Raw genomic sequence first — 18,065 nt, 5'->3', positions numbered from 1 at the left:
TCTTTTCACGCTTTCTTACAAAGAAAGAAAAGTTAGAAACCTCTGTACTTTTTGAAAAAGTCCAAGAGAGCAGCCTAGTATTTAAGATGGAGGGCAAGATATTAGATTATTTGTTAATCATCTCTATTTTTTTCTTCATCACTACATGCCTATTAATTATTTGTCTGATTGTATTTCTTCCTTTGAAAGAAAAAGAGCCCTATTTAGTAACCTTTGCAACTTCTTATGATCGAGGCCTTTTAGAAAGCAAGAAGCGTTATAGGGTGATTCTAACTTATGATTTTTTGCCTATCAAAATTAATTTTGCTTCTATGCCACTAAATCCCACAGGCTTTGAAATCAAAGGGTATAGTGTTACAGAGATTGCAACACTCAAAGAGTTAGATGAACAGCATAAAGTCTTAGATATTCCTAAGAGTAAAATTCAAGAAAAGCCTTCTTTAGCTCCTACACAAGGAGACTACCTCAAAATTATTAATATTGCCATTATTAAGAAAGGTTATGCCAATGCAGATATTGAGGTAAACTTGTATGATCGAGGCCTTTTAGAAAGCAAGAAGCGTTATAGGGTGATTCTAACTTATGATTTTTTGCCTATCAAAATTAATTTTGCTTCTATGCCACTAAATCCCACAGATGCCAATGCTAAGACTAGCAAAAGTACAGACACGACCGGCGGACTCAAACCAGCTCCATCTATCTCTCTTAAAGATTTCAAAGAACAAGAAAATTCAGAAAAAGTCCAAAAACTTATGGATTTAAAAGCCATCCAGTGGGCTTTTTTTAAAAAGGATAGGAAGCTTTCGGTTAATAGTTCTAGGAAGTTGTATGTGGCTGGTAACACTAATAAAATTCGGTTGCGTTATGCTATGACCACTCTTTTTATTTTTGATAACGATCCGATCGTTTATGTGAGCTTAGGCGATCCGAGTGGTTTTGAGATTTCCTATCCTACTAACGAGCACTATAGTTTAAACAACCTTCTAGTTATCAAGCCACTTTTAATTGGAGTAGATACAAACCTAACGGTTATAGGAGCCAGTGGAAGGATTTATACTTTTTATATTTTCAGTGTACACTTCACATTTTTTAAAAAGGATAGGAAGCTTTCTGATAATAACTTTAATATCTTGTATGTGGCTGGTAACACTAATAAAATTCGGTTGCGTTATGCTATGACCACTCTTTTTACTGATTATAAAAAACTAGATTATTCATCAAAAGAATACGATGATGGAAAGTACATCAAGATTGGTGATCCTGTCAATCATATATTCATAGAAAAGGCCAAAATTTCACGCGGATATGTACAAAAACCACGGGCAAAGCGCAAATGGTGGAGCTTATGGTTGTACAAGAAACCTAACGACGATGCTGTCGCTATGAAGGCCCTAGATATTTTTGATGATAGCAAATACACTTACTTTAGATTTGATAGGGACTTAGCTATTTCAAAATTTCCTTACACTTACAAGGTTGTAGATGGCTATGATAACCCCATTAATTCTAGGGTGGTGGGTAATTACATCATTGCAGAGGATGTAGGCAGAAAATGGACTCTAAGACTGGGCGCAGAGTATGTCTGTGTGGTGAAAAATCAAAAAGCTTTTAAAAAGTCTAAAGATTTTGCCAAGCTCAAAGAACTCCTAGAAAAAGACGAAGCAATGAAGGCTAGACGCAACAATTTGCATCTAGTTGAAGAAGAAAATATACCACAACTCATTTTGTCCACTCCAGTTAAACCAGATTCTAATCAAACATGCACGCCCTTATCTACAAAAGAAACAAAGGCACTTGAAAACATCAAAAAATTTGTGGCTCCTAAATTCACGGCCGTTAAAAGGCGTCCTAAATTTAAACGCAAATACAAGTATTGCATCCCCATTGAGTCAACACAAAGAAAGAACAATGGCAAACATTAGAGGAGTATTAAAACTCAAAGTTGTCTGGTTTCTTTTAATCCCTTTTGGACTCCTTGTAATCTGGTTTTTTTATGAAGAAGAGATGGAGGAAAAATTAGAACCCATTAAAACTAAGTTTCCTCTCTCAGATTACTTATTTAAAAATACTAAAGATTTACAAGACAAGGAATCTAGCAGTACCAGAACTTCCGCGCATAATTTTGATGCCACTAAAAAAGATATTGATAATTTAATCAAGCGCGCAGAGTCTGTGCCTCCCAAAGGTTATTTCTATGATAAAGATGGCAATTTGATAGATAAAAATGGCCATATCATTGCCACTTATAAGGCGATTGCAAAACTTCCAGACAGAAAAGCATTAGAAGAGCTTATACAAAGGAAAAACCAAACTCTAGTCCCTAAACTCCCACTGCTAGAGAAACAGAAAATTTCTAGCGTGTCCAAATATTCTTTTAATAGCTTTGATTATAGCAAAGCTGATTCCCTAGAAAAGATCAGGCTAACATTGCTAAGCCAAAGACTTGAGAAAGTGGAAAGTAATGGTGATAGCAATACCAAAGACAAGCAACACCCATCAGAAATAGATTACGGTTCTAGTGGCTTTGAGGGTTTTAAGCGCAAAAATGTAGCTAGCAATGAGAATAGACTCTTGCGCACTATCACTGCGGATAGAATGATCCCTGCGATTTTAATCACACCTATTAGCTCTGAAATTGGTGGTAGCAAAATTGTAGCCCAGATAGAGAGTGATATTTATGCCACTATGGGTAGAGCTGTGCTTATCCCTAAAGGGAGTAGGGCCATTGGGTATTACAATTCTAATAACAAGATTGGAGAGTATCGTTTGGAAGTGGTGTGGAATCGCATTCTAACGCCACAAGGGGTTAATATTATTCTAAGTGATGCTAAGGGAGCAGATGTCAAGGGGTACAATGGACTTGTAGGAACCTTGCATAATAAATACTGGGAGCGCTACGGACTGCCCTTGAGCATGTCTACTCTTTCTAATGGACTTTTAATTGGTATTACCTCTGCTCTGGCAAACAACATGGGAAGAGGCAAATATTTAAACACCAATCCCTACTTTGGAGATTACATGCTTATGCGATTGACCCAGCAAACAGGACAGTCAATCAATAACATTGTACAACAAATCTTAAGGGAGCAAATACGAATCAAGCCTATTATCACTATTAGAGAGGGTAGCCGTATTTTTATCTCCCCCAATACTGACATTTGGTTTCCTATCCCCAAGAATGGGGAAGTTTTAGCACAATTTTTTAAAGAAGAAAAATCACAAGATAAGGAGAAGCCATGAGCCAAGACTTAGAGACATTACCTCTGCTCTGGCAAACAACATGGGAAGAGGCAAAATCTAAGGATTCTATAGAGTTTTTTGAGAGCTTCTGTAAGCCTAGTAATCTCAAGAAAATACAGGCCTATAAAGATGCTGTTGAGAAGCTGAAAAAGTTTCGTGCAGAGACCTTAAAGTATGAGGAGATCGTGAAAAAGTTAGGCAAAGAATTAGGATATTTTTAGGAGTTTACATGGTTCATTCTAAACAACAAGATTTATCGTTAATGTTGCAACACTTTATCCAAGAACTCCGTCCATTTCTAGAAATGCAGATCAATGAAATTATTTTTAATGGGCCATATGTATTGTATCTGGTGAAGGGTTCACAGACACAAAGGGTAGAGAACGCGCGTTTTGATGAGCGTTTTTTACTTAATTTTTGCGAACAATTAGCTACCTACAGACACCAAAGATTTGATCTAAACCACCCAAAACTTTCCACTTCTATTCCTTTCACACAATATAGAGTAAATGCCATCCATCCTAGTGTAACAGCTAACCACACCATTGCCATTAATATCAGAATTCCCCATGCATTTAAATTTCCCATAGATGCTTTCCAATTGGGTAAGAAATGTTTGGAGCGCCAGATCAACTACGCTGACTTCACAAATTTGGTTAAACAAGGCAAAAATATTTTAGTGAGCGGTGGGACAGCTAGCGGTAAGACAAGTTTTGTCAATTGCCTCATAGAAAGCATCCCTTCTCATGAACGAGTAATTAGTATTGAGGATTCTCCAGAGCTTAAAATATCCAATGAGAACAAGGTTAGTATCATTGTTGGCAAGAACGAAGACACGCACTACACCTATGAAGACGCGCTCAATAGTGCCATGCGCATGAGTCCAGACAGGCTTTTATTAGGAGAGATTGACACTAGAAATGTGGCTTTATTCTTAAGATTAGCCAATACCGGACATAGCGGCATGATCTCTACCCTACATGCTAATAGTGTAGAAGACGCTTTCTTGGCCATTGGCATGAATATCAAAATTGGTAGTGGTAAGGACATCAGTATGGAAGCGTTGTTAGATTTTTTCATTGCCGGCATAGATGTGATCATCCAAATTATTAGAAAAGATCATCTCAGGGTGATTGAAGATGTCCTAGATGTCAAAAAAGACTTAAGAAAACTTATGGTGAGAACACATGCGTCTTAAAAATCCCCAGCCCTACAGAAAATCCAAGCTTAAGAATGGAGGTAGACGCATGGTTTTTGTGCTAGAAGCTAAGAGCGCACAAACACTAAAAAGGCTAAGCTCAGAGAATAAAACCAGCATGACTAAGTTGTTAGAGGCGATGATTTTAGAGCATGAGAAGCCCTCTGATAGCCAAAACAAGTGGCTTAAAAAGAGTATTGCGCTTATGCAGGAGCACAAGAATCTCTACATGGGATTGAATGCAACTTTTTCTAATCTCAATCAGATTGCACGCCATCTTAACATGAACGCTTTTGCAGGGGATGGTATCCATGAAGCGCTTTTAATAGAGATACAGACACAGGTGCAAAATTGCACTAAACAGATAGGGTTTTTGAGGATTTTAGTCTTAAAAAACATGGCTTTATTGGGTAATAAAATGCCAAGGAGAAGATCATGAATGATAAAATTTGCCTCGAAGAGATTAGAGAAAGACTTTTAAGGATGCAAGAAGAAGTGTTGTTTTTAAGACAAGTTGCTAACGACTCAAAACTACTTCCTAATGCAGATACAGGCTATTATGATGAAAGGCTCACCCAAATTCTAGAACATTTTCCATATATTCTAGAAAGTTTGCAAAAGCTAGAAAAACCAAGTTCTCAAGACTTAAAGGATTGTGAAAAAGTTTTAGACGCGATGGTAGAAGATTTTTTAGAAGAGATTGGAGAACAGATGGTGTTTAAAGACAACAATTGACACATTACCATCTTTTAAGTTTCTACCGTAGTTGTGCCAACTTTTCCACCTAGATTAGCTGTGCTGTTACTACTTGTTTCTTTTGAAAGTATTGCATGGTTTCTTAGATCAGATACACCTTTATAGCCTCCCATAGTGGCTATGTTGGCTAGAGCTCCTCCAATTCCTCCTTGTGTGTAGCCTCCTTTGGCAAGTCCAGCTGTTGCTGCAATGGGAGCTTGAACTAGAGAAATGGCAGAACTAACAAAGTGGCTTGCATCGCTCATTACACCTTGTGTGCCAAAGATAGCGTTGATCATTTCTGGGATTTTAGATACAAGCTTGAGACAAAAATAAGCACCCAGTGCGATGAATGTTAGATCTAAGAGAAAATCTACATAATCTGAAAATTTGACATGTATTGTGCTAAAAATGCTTTCTAAAAACCCCTGTTGTGGCAGAGCTTCCATGTTAGTGGTCCCGCTTTTAATGAAAGTCAAGATGTTGTAGTCTAGGAGTGAAACTAAAGTGATAAATGGGGCATAAAAAGTTAAGGACACAACTTTTTTGATATAGGACCAGGCAAAGCCTCTTGTTTGTTGGAAAAATACCAATGGAATGAATAGAATGTAGAGTGCAAAGTACAGGGTAATTTCTATGAAAGTTACACAAATAAAATAGACAATATGGAAAACAAACAAAGCTTCTAGGACTGCTATGACTAGGATGGTTAAAACGATAGGAATCATGTATAAGATTGTGCCTGTCTTTAGACTCTGAAAAGTGCGGGTTACTAGATTTCCTGTGGAATGAAAAATTTCTGAGATCAAAGTATCAATAGTTCTACTTTTAAAACTAATGGTTTCTGTTTTGTTGGTTTCCTGATAGCCTTCAAATTTGAGTGTACTTAAAGCACCCATTACTTGATCTGCTGGGTATTCAATAAAACTTCTAAAGTAAGATTGCGAATCTTTTGGATGATTCATGCTCCAATTGAAAAAGGCTAAATAGCCAAAGAAAATACCTATAGCTATAAGGGTTCTAATCTCAAAAAGATCGTCTTTCTTAAGCTTGCTAAACACAAATAATAAGATGAGAAGCACGCCAATGACATTTCCGCTTGCCTGTAGTGCTGAACTAAGGCCACTTGGCAATAAAAGCGCAATTTGATTGATAAAATTTTCAAATAGACCTATGAATTTTGTATACTGGCTCTCTTGCATTAGCGCTGTTTTATGTGATTAATTTTACTCTATTTTAATCTTGGCTCTGGTCCTATTTGGATGCCATAATCTTTCTTGCACCGTTCATATTCGGGGGTATTGGTTGTGCTATAGAGTTTGAATTGCTTGGCATCGGGTGAATGTTCGTAGATGTATTCTGCAGAATGGCCAGTTTGATTAGAATCTGCAAGATAGCAGTAAGTATATCCATCCTTCCATTTGCAATGGTGTTTTCTACTTGGCAATAAAAGCGCAATTTGATTGATAAATGATCTCTAAGTTGATCTTCACTTAGTTTGTAACTTTTCTGCCATTCACGACAATTATGTTCGTCCATACTTATAATACGACTCTGATCGTCTAAATGAATATTAGCTTTGATCTCAGACTGCTTGCTATTGATACAAGATGACACCTCGTGCATCCAATCCTTAATCATCTTTTCCTTTTGTTGCCATGGCGTGTGCGCGCTTCCAGCAGGTCTACCATATTTTTCGTTGCATTGTTTTGCAATTTCTTTGACCTTTTTACTAAAGACTCTAGTAGTCTTAGCAGACTCCTCTATAGATTTTGATCCATAGATAGGATCATCAATTGTCCGCACAGCAGTTGCATGGAAGTTTTCAAACAGGTAGTTATTACTAACTAAAGTGTGGTGTCTTCTTCCACTTTCCCATAACTGAATATTAGCTTTGATCTCAGACTGTCATCAATCCAAGATAAAGGGACTTCAATTTTCTTTTCTTTGGAGTTTGGATCTAAATAATCAAGGGCATTGATTTCTTGATTGCAATTTAAGGCATAGGGTTTCTGGGCTTCTGTGAGGTAAAACAGCCGTAGTAGATCATGTTCTTTCATCATAGGGACAAATTTAAGAGGCTTAGCTACTAGGGCACAGGATAATAAAATCATGGCAATAATACACACAAGATTTTGGACAAGTCTCATAATAATCACACTCAATACATTTTTGCGACATTATAACATGGCGCATTCTACTTAATCTCCGTCTAAATCATAGTTCATATCAAAGTTTTTCTTATCTAGCCAACTTCTATTGCTAGGTAATGCCTTGCTACTACTACCACTGACAGGAAATCCATATTTTGTCAGATTAGCTTTGTGGGCCATATTGATGGAGCTTTGTAAATTCTGAAATTCTTTTTGTTCTGTTTTAGTAAGAGTGATTGGCTCAAGGTCATTATCCTTTTTATAAACGCTCAAAATGATCTCTGAAACAGCTGAGAGTGTAGAGTTCATAAAATTTAAATTGTTAGCAATGTCTTTAATAAATTCTAAGCCCAATGTGTCAAATTTTTGTTTCATATTGGCATAGATTTGTGCTTGTGTTTTTTTGTCTGGAGCAGCTTTTAGTTGCTCACTTAAATCGCCTTGCAATTTTAGAAAGTCAGCATTAAGCCTATTGATTTCAAAGTCCATGGGTTCACAAAATTCTCTACCATCTGAACTTGTTTGTTGTATGCAATATTTACCTTTGTATTTGAGATCCTTTACGCCAAGAGTAGAGAGTTGTTTTTCCACACGCCTGAGTAAGGGGAAGCTAAGCCTTTCTATTTCTTTTTGTGTGCTGTAAAATAATTTGTCTTGCGCCTCTTGTTTTTTTCTAATGGCCTCTTTGTATCCTTTGTAGTCATTGTTGAGCAAGGCTAATCTTGCGCGCATGTCTTCTTTTTGGATGTCTATGGCTAAAGCCCTATTATCGCGTTTTATGCAAATGTACTGTGCTAGAGTTTTGCCACTCATTTGTCCAAAGACATAGCCACCATTTTCAATCATGGTATTTCCCATTGCATCTGAAAGATTCTTTAATGCTTTGAGTGCTTCGCTTTCTTTGCCCTTTTGGCTAAAAAGAAGCCTTTTAGCTGAGGGAGAAAGGTGTTCATAATCAATTTCAGGGCATTTAGAGGCAATGGTGCGCACTTTTAGAGCATTGGCAATGTTATAATCCTTTACTTGCTCGGCTAGATTTTGTGTATTGGTTTTGATTTGTTTGGCAATGTTGATTGCATTATCTATTAGGTCTTTTGGGTTAGCGATGTTAAGAATAGAGCCATTGAGGAAGTCTTGAGTACCACTCAAAACCTTATTGACTTGATTGAGTTGATTGATTGTTGCCTGAGCCTTTTCTAACATGTCTTGGTATTTTTTGATCATGTCTGCTGCTTGGTTGATTTGAGTTGCCATCCTAGATAGCATGGAAGCAGAAGCAGCGTCTTGGCTTGGGTTTTCTACAAGCATCCCTACAGCACCCAACTTGACTATACCTAAGATACAAGCAAGTAAGTATTTTTTACCATGTGCTATCATAAACATACTGGCCATGCCTACTACATCTGGTGTACATGTTTGGTACCCACTCTTTAACCCTGCTACCCATGTAGTCTCCTACCATTTCAAGTTGCTCACAACTTCCATTGCCGGGTCTAACACTTGCCTGTTGCCATTTTAAAAATTTTTCTGAAGTCTTGATGGTATTATCTTTGTAGTATCCTTCTTGTACTTCTACAAACTGCATGTAGAGATCACTAAGACCAATGCTCGCATCGCTGACTTGCGTACTCCGTTTGATAGCGTTTGTCTGCGTGGTGATGGTGTAGATAGTTGGGGTTTCACCATCTTGTGCGGGTCTTTGGTAGGGCTGCTTGATCTCTGTTGTTGTGGTTACATAGGTGCTTGCCCATGCTTGATTGGCATTAGAATCGATGATGGGACAATTATGTTGTCTTACATTATAACAAACACCGCTGTGTTCTCTAGCTAATGTCAAGAAGAATTGATGGCTGGTGGTTTTTGTATCTAAGGTAGTTTCTGTGGCGGGTAATTTGGCATAGGGCACGGTAATTTTGCCACTCTTGATTCCAGATTCAAAATCACAAGGTGTAACTTCTACATAAACGCCGTTGATGGCATCATAGCTTTTTAACATAGTAGGTCTATAAGCTTGTAATTTTGCATCATCATAAACCCACTTTCCACAGGCATATTCTTGGTATTGGCTGGATAACTTGCTTTCTACTCCGCGGTTGAGAATGACCTGTTTTTTAGTAATAGGATCTTCGTAGTATTGATCCACAATAGGCGTCATTTGTTTGGTATTAGAATTCTTTTCATAACGCACAATCCTATCCTGCACCCTAGCGTAGTCTGCGCAATCTATTGCAACATGGAGTAAATTGTCCATGCCTCTAAAGACGATTTGGGTTTGAAAACTTTGAGATTGCCCCATCCCATAGCCTTTATCACTTGTTTGGCTCAGCGTACATTTGCTATCGTCTTTGTAAAGTTGCATAGCATATTGTGCTCCATGGAGATCTACACACCCGCCGATGTATTGCGTTTTGTTCTCTTTATCCACATAGTAAAATTGCGTCTGTTTAATGGCCTTACCTTTTTCAAAATCATAACGATAACTGCATTTGGTATCATCTCTGTAGGCATTCATTTCTTGGCATGTCCCGTCTTTGCCTATCACAAAAAGTTTAAATTGGTTTGTAGCTGCATCAAATTCAGGGACCTTACAATATTGCATGGAATAGGGAAGATTTGTAGAATCTGTAGCGCTACTGGAGGGAATACCTGAATCTGTGTTTGAGTTGTTTCCTCCGCTTTCAGTTGGCAGTGGCAGAGGGTATATGCCGTTGTTGAGGGAGCCACCATTGGAGAAGTTTTGTAGGCTACTACCATCGTTACTACTACCACTACTGCTATTTTGAAAAGAATTATTATTGAATCCTCCCACATTCCCATCTGTATAGCTACTAGTGCCACTTGAGCCATCCACACCAATCACGCCCTGTTTGTCTATTCCAGCCCCTACACCGCTAGGTTTATTGTTTTCTGTGCTAGCATTACTAGTGGCATTAGCACAATCTGTTGAATTTTCTAATTGTTTGTATTCTTCACTAGATACACCTAAAATTTTAGCAATTTCATCTGCATTTTCACAGCTAAAATGGAGAAGAGAACCCTTTCTGATCCACAAGTTAGGAGGGATATTTTGCGTGGTTCTTGCATTTTGTGATAGGTGGAGTTTTTGGTTATTCCTGATAAGATCAGTGATCTCTAGCTCTAGGGCTTTTCCTCTTATGTGGTATTGACCTATAGCTTGGACAAGAAAGACTTTTTCGCCAAATACCACTCTCCCCTGCAAACTACCTATTCTTTGCTTGAGATTAATATTGTCTGTTGTCAGGATGCTTAAAGCAAAGATTGACATAGGAGAGAAAATTACAAGACATAGCATTGTTAAGATTTTTTGTATGCCCATTTACATATCCATGTCATGTTGATTTTGCCGGTTTTTCTTAGAGCGGTTGTTTGTTTTAGCCTTTATTTTTGGGTTTTTTGTTCCTATTTTCTTAATCTCTGCTTTTTGCTCTTTATTGTCTGATATTGTTTTATCTATTAATGTATTTTGTTTTATAGTATTAGATTTTATTGTATTGTCTTGTATAATATTGTCTGTTGTGGTATTTTTTTGTATGTTATTTTGTTGTTGCACTTCTAGCGCTAAATGCTCATAGGTGCCACCTAAAATACGCCTATCTAGCGTTTTATTTTGAATCTCTTTAATAAGGTTTGTTTTCTCTTCAGGGCTTACATTCTCAACTCCCAACGATAGTTTAATAGCTATTCTTGTTGGATCGCCTTGCAGTAATTTGGTGCTTTCAAGACTCTTGAGCAACACAGCTGAGAGAAATTCCTTATGTTCTTCTTTGAGTTTACTAGGATTTTTGTGTAATAATAGGAGCAGGACCTGTATTTCTTTAGCATTCATGCCATCTCTTGCATACTCTAAGAGTATATGCTTAAAGTCTTCATCTCCAAAAGGCCTTTTGTTTTGACTCTCGTATTCTTGCTTTTTTCTTTGAATGAAGTTTATCAGCGCTGTGATGTAAATTTGTAAATTATTTTCTTTTATTGTATTATCTAGTATCGTATTTTGTTTTATGGTGTTGTTTTGTGTTGTATTGTCTATTTTCGTATTGAATTGTATTGTATTTTCTTGATTAGTGTTTGAGATTTGAGCTTCGATCCTTGGACTTGATGGTACATTCAAACTTTGAAGCTCTTCTATAAACATATCCATCAATGGTGCTGTTATGGTTGGGGAAAGCCGCTCTTGGTTTTTTATCTCCTCCTGCTCTAAATCTCTAAGAGCTTCTAGGAAGCGTATACAATGCGTTTTAGAATTTTCTAGTTCACTAGGATTTTTTGCATGCGCTAGTTCTTTGCAATAAGATCTGAGAAATTCCATAGATTTGGCATTGCCACCAAACATATAGTAAAACCATAGGAAGTTGTCTTTATATTCTTTAAGCGTTTTGCGGATTTTTGCAATCATCATAATCCTCTATTGAGTTTAGTTTTCATGTCAAAACACTAGCTTTTTTGTAAGAACCAAACAACGCACATTTTTTCCATGCTTTGTTAAAATTATGTACAATCTTTCAGACCTTTCATCATGGCAGAGTCCTTAAAGTAGTAATTTGCCTTGAGCTTAAGTGGTTTGGCTTTATGTCCACTTACTAAGATAATGACTTCATCGCTATCAATATTCATGATGTCTTGTGGGCTGAGTAAATCCCATGCTTCTTTGCCTATAGAGCTCGTGCCTCCAAAAACAAGTTGGCCTTTTTCTGTAGAGTGAGAGCGTGTTTTTCTAGTCATCTTGCCAATTTCTTCACTAAGCTGTTTGGCATACTCTAGATCATCCATTTTAAAGACTATTTTATAGGCTACGGTACCATTGACGATCTTTGCATCGTCTTTTCCATAGTATTTTTCTATTAGAGCGTTGCTTTGGGTGATAAATAGAATCACCACTCCATAGCTTCTACTTAGAGCGGGCATTTCTAAAAGAAAGGGAAGTTTACCAAAGCGTACGAACTCATCTAAAATAAAATAAACCCTTTCTTCAAATTTTTGGCTTTCTCTTAGGAGTAGATTTTTAGCCATGCTTTCTAGAAGAATTCTAATTAAGGGAGCGAGTGTATTAATATCTGTTTGGGCAATTTTGATATAAAGACTAATATTTTCGCGCCTTAAATCTTCGTAGGCAAAACTCATAGAACTAGTGGCTTCTTTGACTTGATAACTGGTAAAGACTTGCATAGTTGCTTTGGGTGATAAATAGAATCACCACTCCATAGCTTCTACTTAGAGCGGGCATTTCTAAAAGAAAGGGAAGTTTACGGATCTAACATGCCCTCCTTGATAATAATATTGCCCTCTGTATCTCTCTCTAGTCTGTGAACTGTGCCATCGTAATTTCTAGAGTCTTCTACATCTAAGTAAACCTGTTCGGCTACCTGTCTATACCACAACACCTCTGCGTTAACTTCGGAGTTTTGTATCGGCTCATTGTTATTATCTAACTCTTGGATATAAGCGCCATTTGCATCCTTAATTGCATTACCCTGTTCATCCCGTTTCACTTCAAAGAGTTCGGCATACTGGCGACTTTTAGGATGGATGAGTGGAACATAGTTCTTAATAGGGCAGGAGGCGATTTCAAAAAAATTAGAGCCTCCATAGACACACAAATCATAAAGTGCATAAAAGATGAAGAGATTTCTAGCCTGCTGTGTCCAGTGTGGGTCTTTGTTGTCATTCTCCTCAGTAAATATGGTGTTGCCCACTTCATCAACAAGTCGCCTTTTTCTATTAAAATCAAGTTGAGAGACAATCTTTTTATCAAAGGGGTTAAATTTTAGCGTGTTATCATCACCCAGTGGATTGAATACGAAAATCTTGTTTTTAAATTTTTTGTGTCTGTATTTGGCTGTAAGATCGCAAAGTTCGCCTTTGATGTCCAAGACTACCACAGAATTTTTTAAAGTCAGTAGATTAGGAATAGCAACTGCTGCTGTTTTACCGCTTCCGGGGAGCGCAATGATAAGGGTGGATAGCGGACTATCATAGTAGACAGGTTTAGATTTGCCCAGCGCTTCGTATTTGCCCACTACCACGCCCTGCTTGAAATTTAATGTAATCAAGTTGAGAGACAATCTTTTTATCAAAGGGGTTAAATTTTAGCGTGTTATCATCACCCAGTGGATTGAATACGAAAATCTTGTTTTTAAATTTTTTTTGTCTGTATTTGGCTGTAAGATCGCAAAGTTCGCCTTTGATGTCCAAGACTACCACAGAATTTTTTAAAGTCAGTAGATTAGGAATAGCAACTGCTGCTGTTTTACCGCTTCCGGGGGCGCAATGATTTGGAGAAAAGATAGGCTGTACAGCAAAATGGTAATAAGGCGCATACAAATGCAAGGTATATTTGTGGTTTGAAATATTTGAAGTCCTGTAGATTAAGCATGATCTTTTTGCTAAAGAGCATAGCTGTGTGCAGACTTGGCAGACTCAACAATGTATAGAGCATGGCTATAAAGACAGATGGAGCAAATAAAATAGAGATGAGATAACAGTAGGGCTTATATTTGTACATTTATAGCTCCATTCCAATATTCTTGCCACTGCGGATTTCTACAAATTTTTGTTTGAAGTTTTCTTTGAGTGGAAAGATTTGATCAATATTTGCAATTTTAGTTGCAAGAGTCTTTTCTGTGTGTGGGTGAGAAGTTGACTGATAATTCCTTAGGATTGTTTTTAGCGCGTTTTTAAGCGTATCTACATTCAGATTTTCAATTTTTAGTCCAGTTTGTTGGCACAACTTTAAGTCATCGCTAACATCTTTTGTAAAACTTTGATGGATAGTAGGCGTTATTTTAAAGCTCTCCATCAGATAGGCGCTTACTTTTGTTGTGTATTTTTCTCCCATCGCATCATTATCAAAGGCTAGAGTGAATGCGATATCGCGCCTTAATCCTCTTTGATCTACTTTAAATTTTTGGAAATCTGGAGTTTTGGGGTCTTTCATTGTCTTTGTGTGTGGGTGAGAAGTTGACTGATAATTCCTTAGGATTGTTTTTAGCGCAGAAGAGTTGTATGGGGGTTGTAGTGTTTATGAAGTTGCATGAAACTTAGGGCATCGATGATGTTTTCTGTGATAATAATATTTGTCAGTTGGTGGATAGGGCTTTGGGGGCTATGTTCATCTAGCAAGAGGTTAGGGAAGAGTATTTCTAGTCCCTTTTTTCCATAATGGATGCTTTTTAGTGGTGTTTCTCTTATATTGCCCTCTAAATCTTTTATAAGCGGTGTGATTAGGCGTTTAGAATAGCCAACTTGGACTATTAGATCGGAGCTTTGCAATACTTAGGTTTTTCTCTAAGCTAAACTGCCCAGCAGTTGATATGAGAAGAGTTGTATGGGGGTTGTAGTGTTTATGAAGTTGCATGAAACTTAGGGCATCGATGATGTTTTCTGTGATAATAATATTTGTCAGTTGGTGGATAGGGCTTTGGGGGCTATGTTCATCTAGCAAGAGGTTAGGGAAGAGTATTTCTAGTCCCTTTTTTCCATAATTGTATCGTCTAGGTGTAATGATGATTCTAGTTGCTGTGCTTTTGTCCTGTAGTTATGCAAAACCTCTTGAATGCTAATATGTCTATTTCTGCAAAATGTTACAATGTTACCCCTTTCATCACTTCTAGAGTTAAAATAGAAGTAGTGCCCATCTCTTCTGAAAATAATGAGTTTCTCATCTTTGTTTTGCATAACAGGATAATTAGCAGAGCTCTTAGTCTTATTGATACTATAGCCGTTGCACAACAAAATCTCGTGCAAGGGAATGGAATAGATGTCTTCATTGGGACTATGTATGTGTTTGTGAGTAGTTATTTTTGATTGTGCTATTTGTCTCTTTTTGGATTCTTCTGCAATTCTTTGTTGTCTAGATCGTTCTTTTAGTTCTTGATACCAGCTATAGATTATAGTGCCACGATCGTATGCCATGAGTTATTCCTAGTGGCAAAAACCTATCTATATTTAAAAAACTAGACAACGCACATTATTTGATTATCAACATATAAAGGTGTGTATTGCTTCGTTTTAGCTTCTATGTCTATACACTGATAAAAACTATAAGGAGCAGCATGTCAGATTGGCACACTATGTCTTCACAAGAACGCAAGAGCGCATTCACACACTTCAAGGCTCAAGAATTAGTAGCACACTTAAAAAGCCAGCACATCCGCTTAGATCAGGCACAGAGTTTAGAGAAAGCCTATAACCCTAGCACGGGCAATTTTTATACGGACTTGCACGCTTTAGCTCTAGATGCTAAGATGTTAGAGTGTGGGTATAACAAAAACCAGTGGATTTCTTTAAATAGAGCAAGGCTATTAGGTGCAGACCCCAAAGAGCTTGCCTACATCAAGGCAAACACCAGAAACAAACAAAACCCACAAGGGAGCATAGAAAAGGTTAGTATTTCATATCTACAGAGAAAAGATAAAGAGGGCAATGTCCTAGTAGAGCCTATTTTCAACACAACAGACCTCTATAATGTGGAAGTGTTTTCTACCTTAGACACCAGCCTTTTTAAAGAGCCTAATCCTCAAAGTTTGCACAGACAAGAACACAGCGCGCAGGTGCGCCTTTCTGATTTACAAAATGAGCTTAGTTCTGAGCACTACACACAGCTACAAGAATACATGCAGGCTAGATTCCCTGCAATAGAGCAAGAGAACACAGAACGCATGTCTGAAGTAAGTGATCTACAAACTCAAGTGGATATTTTAAAAGCAGAGGTGCAGAGATTACAAGCAGAGCGTGAGGCTGATTTAAAAGAGCACACCAAAGAATTAGAGATGCTCAAGGCTCAAAATACAGCAATTTTAGATCAGTTAAATCAGCTAGTGGCACAATTTGCCCCTCCCACACAACAAGAACGCACAGCTACTATCCAAGCACCACAAGAACCCTCCACCCCAACCCTTCCTGATGAACATGTTAATTTTATGCAGACACCAGAGCAAGTAATCAATGCAAAGCAGCCAGATGGCACAGACAACAGCACACTTGAAAATAAAATACAAGATAATACCATACAAGAGAATACAACAATAGACAACACTGCAACACACAATACTACACAAGATAATATAAAACAAGATAATACTGCAACCGCTACAGAGGATACTACCCCAATACCTCCTAATGAACCCCTAGAACACAAACCTGCAACTGCAAAGCAGAGGGAATACACGACTCACCAAGAGTCCAAGCCCAAAACTTCAGCACCAGCACCCAATGAGCGTGTTATAAGCTCAGGGTCTATAGAATCTACATCACTAGGAGAAGACCATGAAAGAAGCGAGCATAGAGGAGTTTATGCAGGCGATACAAAGCAGTATGGGGATAGACAAGGACGACCCATGGTTGGAGATGAAGAAATTGTGGGAGAAGTGGGAGAAACTACACAAGATAATATAAAACAAGATAATACTGCAACCGCTACAGAGGATACTACCCCAATAAGAGCTAGCACAACATTACGATTGGCATCATCTGAAACTGAGCATTCAGATAGGCTTAGAGAGGGTGATGGAGCACAAAGAGGAGCAGAGGCAGAAAGAAGAGAGGGAGCGCGCGGATCTTCTGCTTTATCAGGAGGCAATCCAGAAGGGGATTTATCCCCTAGAGCGCATGCCCATCCATCCACTGGAGTTGGAGACATTGAGGGAGAAAATAGAGAAGGCAAATCCAGAGCGTTGGGAGCAACTGATGTGGCTATACAACCACGAGAAAATGGAGGGTTACGAGTTTTTGCTACTGGATCGCTGGAGGAGCTGGTTTCCTCACATGATCTATCATCTGCACCTAGACATTCTGTTCTACATAGTGCGCGACCAAACACAGATGGAGTTAGCGATCTTGGATCGCACACAGGCACAGATTCAGCGCGCAGAGGGGATAACAGATATGGAAATTCTCCAAGAAGCAAGAATCAATCCCTATCACTATTTGATCATAGACCCCTGCTGCACAGGGAGGAATTACTGGGAGTGCCTGCAGAGGGACAAGGAGTTGATGGCACACTCCAATATGAGTCTAGAGGCATTGGTGCACCAGAACTAAATGCCTCTGAAATAGGGTGAGGAGTTGAGCGTGCCCATGCACAGGACGCACAAGAGGCAAGCACACAAGCAGTAGGCAATCATCGGCGCGATTTTAAGACCCAAGAGGAGCATGCCCCCAGCACTCCTAAAAAGCGCTATGAAGCCAATGTGGCAGCTCTTAAGCTTTTAAACCGACTCAGAATAGAGGGCAGAAAAGAAATCACCCATGAGGAACAAAAAATTCTAAGCGCTTATAGTGGGTGGGGTTCTATGAGCAATGCCTGCAGAGGGACAAGGAGTTGATGGCACACTCCAATATGAGTCTAGAGGCATTGGTGCAGCAATACATCCAAGCCCGCGCATCCGTGCTAGATGCCTATTACACCCCTAAGATGATAGTAGATGCCATTTATGAGGCTTTGGAGCATTTTGGGTTTAACAAGGATGGCAACACCAAAGAAATCTTTGAGCCTAGTGTGGGAGCGGGGAATTTTTTAAGCTATGCCCCAGCTAATGCTCACTACCACTTCAGTGCTACAGAAATAGATAGTGTGGGTGTGAGGATTGCCAAAACCCTCCATCCTAACCAAAATATCCAGCTTAAGAAGTTTGAAGAATTTACTTTCACCCATGATTTTGATGCCTTTGACAAGGATGGCAACACCAAAGAAATCTTTGAGCCTAGTGTGGGAGCGGGGAATT

The 18,065-nt window shown here is 38.4% G+C and carries 17 protein-coding genes and 3 pseudogenes; 8 read left to right on the top strand and 12 right to left on the bottom strand.

The features are described from left to right. Positions 1-617 precede the first annotated feature (617 nt). The 6 genes from OO773_RS09690 (at position 618) to OO773_RS09665 (ending at position 5,173) form a co-directional block, all read left to right on the top strand. Entirely contained in the window at positions 618-1,922 is a 1,305-nt protein-coding gene (locus OO773_RS09690; protein WP_264828800.1) for a TrbG/VirB9 family P-type conjugative transfer protein, read from the top strand. Between the two features lie 82 nt (positions 1,923-2,004). Then, positions 2,005-3,240 (top strand): DNA type IV secretion system protein ComB10, encoded by a 1,236-nt coding sequence (locus OO773_RS09685; RefSeq protein ID WP_034376206.1) that lies wholly within the window; start codon positions 2,005-2,007, stop codon positions 3,238-3,240. After that, on the top strand, positions 3,237-3,461 hold the full coding sequence (locus OO773_RS09680) for a hypothetical protein (protein ID WP_264828796.1): 225 nt from the start codon (positions 3,237-3,239) through the stop codon (positions 3,459-3,461). The genes OO773_RS09685 and OO773_RS09680 overlap by 4 nt, the downstream gene beginning before the upstream one ends. 8 nt (positions 3,462-3,469) lie before the next feature. Further along, the gene (locus tag OO773_RS09675; protein WP_040499271.1) at positions 3,470-4,438 is read left to right on the top strand and encodes an ATPase, T2SS/T4P/T4SS family; all 969 of its coding nucleotides are present in this window, start codon (positions 3,470-3,472) and stop codon (positions 4,436-4,438) included. Next, positions 4,428-4,877 (top strand): hypothetical protein, encoded by a 450-nt coding sequence (locus tag OO773_RS09670; RefSeq protein ID WP_006564736.1) that lies wholly within the window; start codon positions 4,428-4,430, stop codon positions 4,875-4,877. Before OO773_RS09675 ends, OO773_RS09670 begins: the two co-directional genes overlap by 11 nt. Further along, a complete protein-coding gene (locus OO773_RS09665) occupies positions 4,874-5,173 on the top strand; it encodes a hypothetical protein (RefSeq protein ID WP_034376190.1) in 300 nt (99 codons plus the stop codon). Before OO773_RS09670 ends, OO773_RS09665 begins: the two co-directional genes overlap by 4 nt. 14 nt (positions 5,174-5,187) lie before the next feature. On the opposite strand, the gene OO773_RS09660 is transcribed toward OO773_RS09665, so the two are convergent. The 12 genes and pseudogenes from OO773_RS09660 to OO773_RS09610 all read right to left on the bottom strand — a co-directional run bounded on the left by OO773_RS09660 (position 5,188) and on the right by OO773_RS09610 (position 15,255). Further along, positions 5,188-6,375 carry a type IV secretion system protein gene (locus OO773_RS09660; RefSeq protein WP_034376187.1) on the bottom strand — a complete coding sequence of 396 codons (1,188 nt, stop codon included), beginning with the start codon at positions 6,373-6,375 and terminating at the stop codon, positions 5,188-5,190. Between the two features lie 52 nt (positions 6,376-6,427). After that, complete coding sequence (locus OO773_RS09655) at positions 6,428-6,979, bottom strand: hypothetical protein (protein WP_264828795.1); 552 nt, start codon at positions 6,977-6,979, stop codon at positions 6,428-6,430. A 41-nt stretch (positions 6,980-7,020) separates the two neighbouring features. After that, on the bottom strand, positions 7,021-7,323 hold the full coding sequence (locus OO773_RS09650) for a hypothetical protein (protein ID WP_264828794.1): 303 nt from the start codon (positions 7,321-7,323) through the stop codon (positions 7,021-7,023). Between the two features lie 51 nt (positions 7,324-7,374). Further along, positions 7,375-8,718, bottom strand: coding sequence for a hypothetical protein (locus OO773_RS09645; protein WP_006564737.1), 1,344 nt, complete (start codon positions 8,716-8,718; stop codon positions 7,375-7,377). Then, the gene (locus OO773_RS09640) at positions 8,687-10,663 is read right to left on the bottom strand and encodes a hypothetical protein (RefSeq protein WP_050780227.1); all 1,977 of its coding nucleotides are present in this window, start codon (positions 10,661-10,663) and stop codon (positions 8,687-8,689) included. Before OO773_RS09640 ends, OO773_RS09645 begins: the two co-directional genes overlap by 32 nt. Next, on the bottom strand, positions 10,664-11,740 hold the full coding sequence (locus tag OO773_RS09635; RefSeq protein ID WP_232088951.1) for a hypothetical protein: 1,077 nt from the start codon (positions 11,738-11,740) through the stop codon (positions 10,664-10,666). It abuts the gene before it with no gap. Positions 11,741-11,835: 95 nt separating this feature from the next. Next, positions 11,836-12,737 (bottom strand): annotated as a pseudogene (locus tag OO773_RS10190) (hypothetical protein); the annotation flags it as partial. A 279-nt stretch (positions 12,738-13,016) separates the two neighbouring features. Further along, positions 13,017-13,361, bottom strand: a pseudogene (locus tag OO773_RS10215) (type IV secretory system conjugative DNA transfer family protein); the annotation flags it as partial. A 25-nt stretch (positions 13,362-13,386) separates the two neighbouring features. After that, positions 13,387-13,608: pseudogene (locus OO773_RS10180) on the bottom strand (type IV secretory system conjugative DNA transfer family protein); the annotation flags it as partial. Between the two features lie 238 nt (positions 13,609-13,846). Then, on the bottom strand, positions 13,847-14,278 hold the full coding sequence (locus OO773_RS09620; RefSeq protein WP_264828792.1) for a hypothetical protein: 432 nt from the start codon (positions 14,276-14,278) through the stop codon (positions 13,847-13,849). A 50-nt stretch (positions 14,279-14,328) separates the two neighbouring features. Beyond that, entirely contained in the window at positions 14,329-14,613 is a 285-nt protein-coding gene (locus OO773_RS09615) for a hypothetical protein (RefSeq protein ID WP_264828791.1), read from the bottom strand. Between the two features lie 192 nt (positions 14,614-14,805). After that, positions 14,806-15,255 carry a hypothetical protein gene (locus OO773_RS09610; RefSeq protein WP_264828789.1) on the bottom strand — a complete coding sequence of 150 codons (450 nt, stop codon included), beginning with the start codon at positions 15,253-15,255 and terminating at the stop codon, positions 14,806-14,808. Between the two features lie 140 nt (positions 15,256-15,395). On the opposite strand from OO773_RS09610, the gene OO773_RS09605 reads away from it, so the two are divergent. Then, positions 15,396-17,402 (top strand): hypothetical protein, encoded by a 2,007-nt coding sequence (locus OO773_RS09605; RefSeq protein ID WP_264828788.1) that lies wholly within the window; start codon positions 15,396-15,398, stop codon positions 17,400-17,402. A gap of 129 nt (positions 17,403-17,531) precedes the next feature. Beyond that, a complete protein-coding gene (locus tag OO773_RS09600) occupies positions 17,532-17,666 on the top strand; it encodes a hypothetical protein (RefSeq protein ID WP_264828787.1) in 135 nt (44 codons plus the stop codon). Positions 17,667-18,065 lie beyond the last annotated feature (399 nt).

The organism is Helicobacter suis HS1 (assembly GCF_026000295.1).
Taxonomy (GTDB): domain Bacteria; phylum Campylobacterota; class Campylobacteria; order Campylobacterales; family Helicobacteraceae; genus Helicobacter; species Helicobacter suis.
Note: the sequence above shows the minus strand (reverse complement) of the source record. Positions and strands in the feature narration are given on the sequence as shown.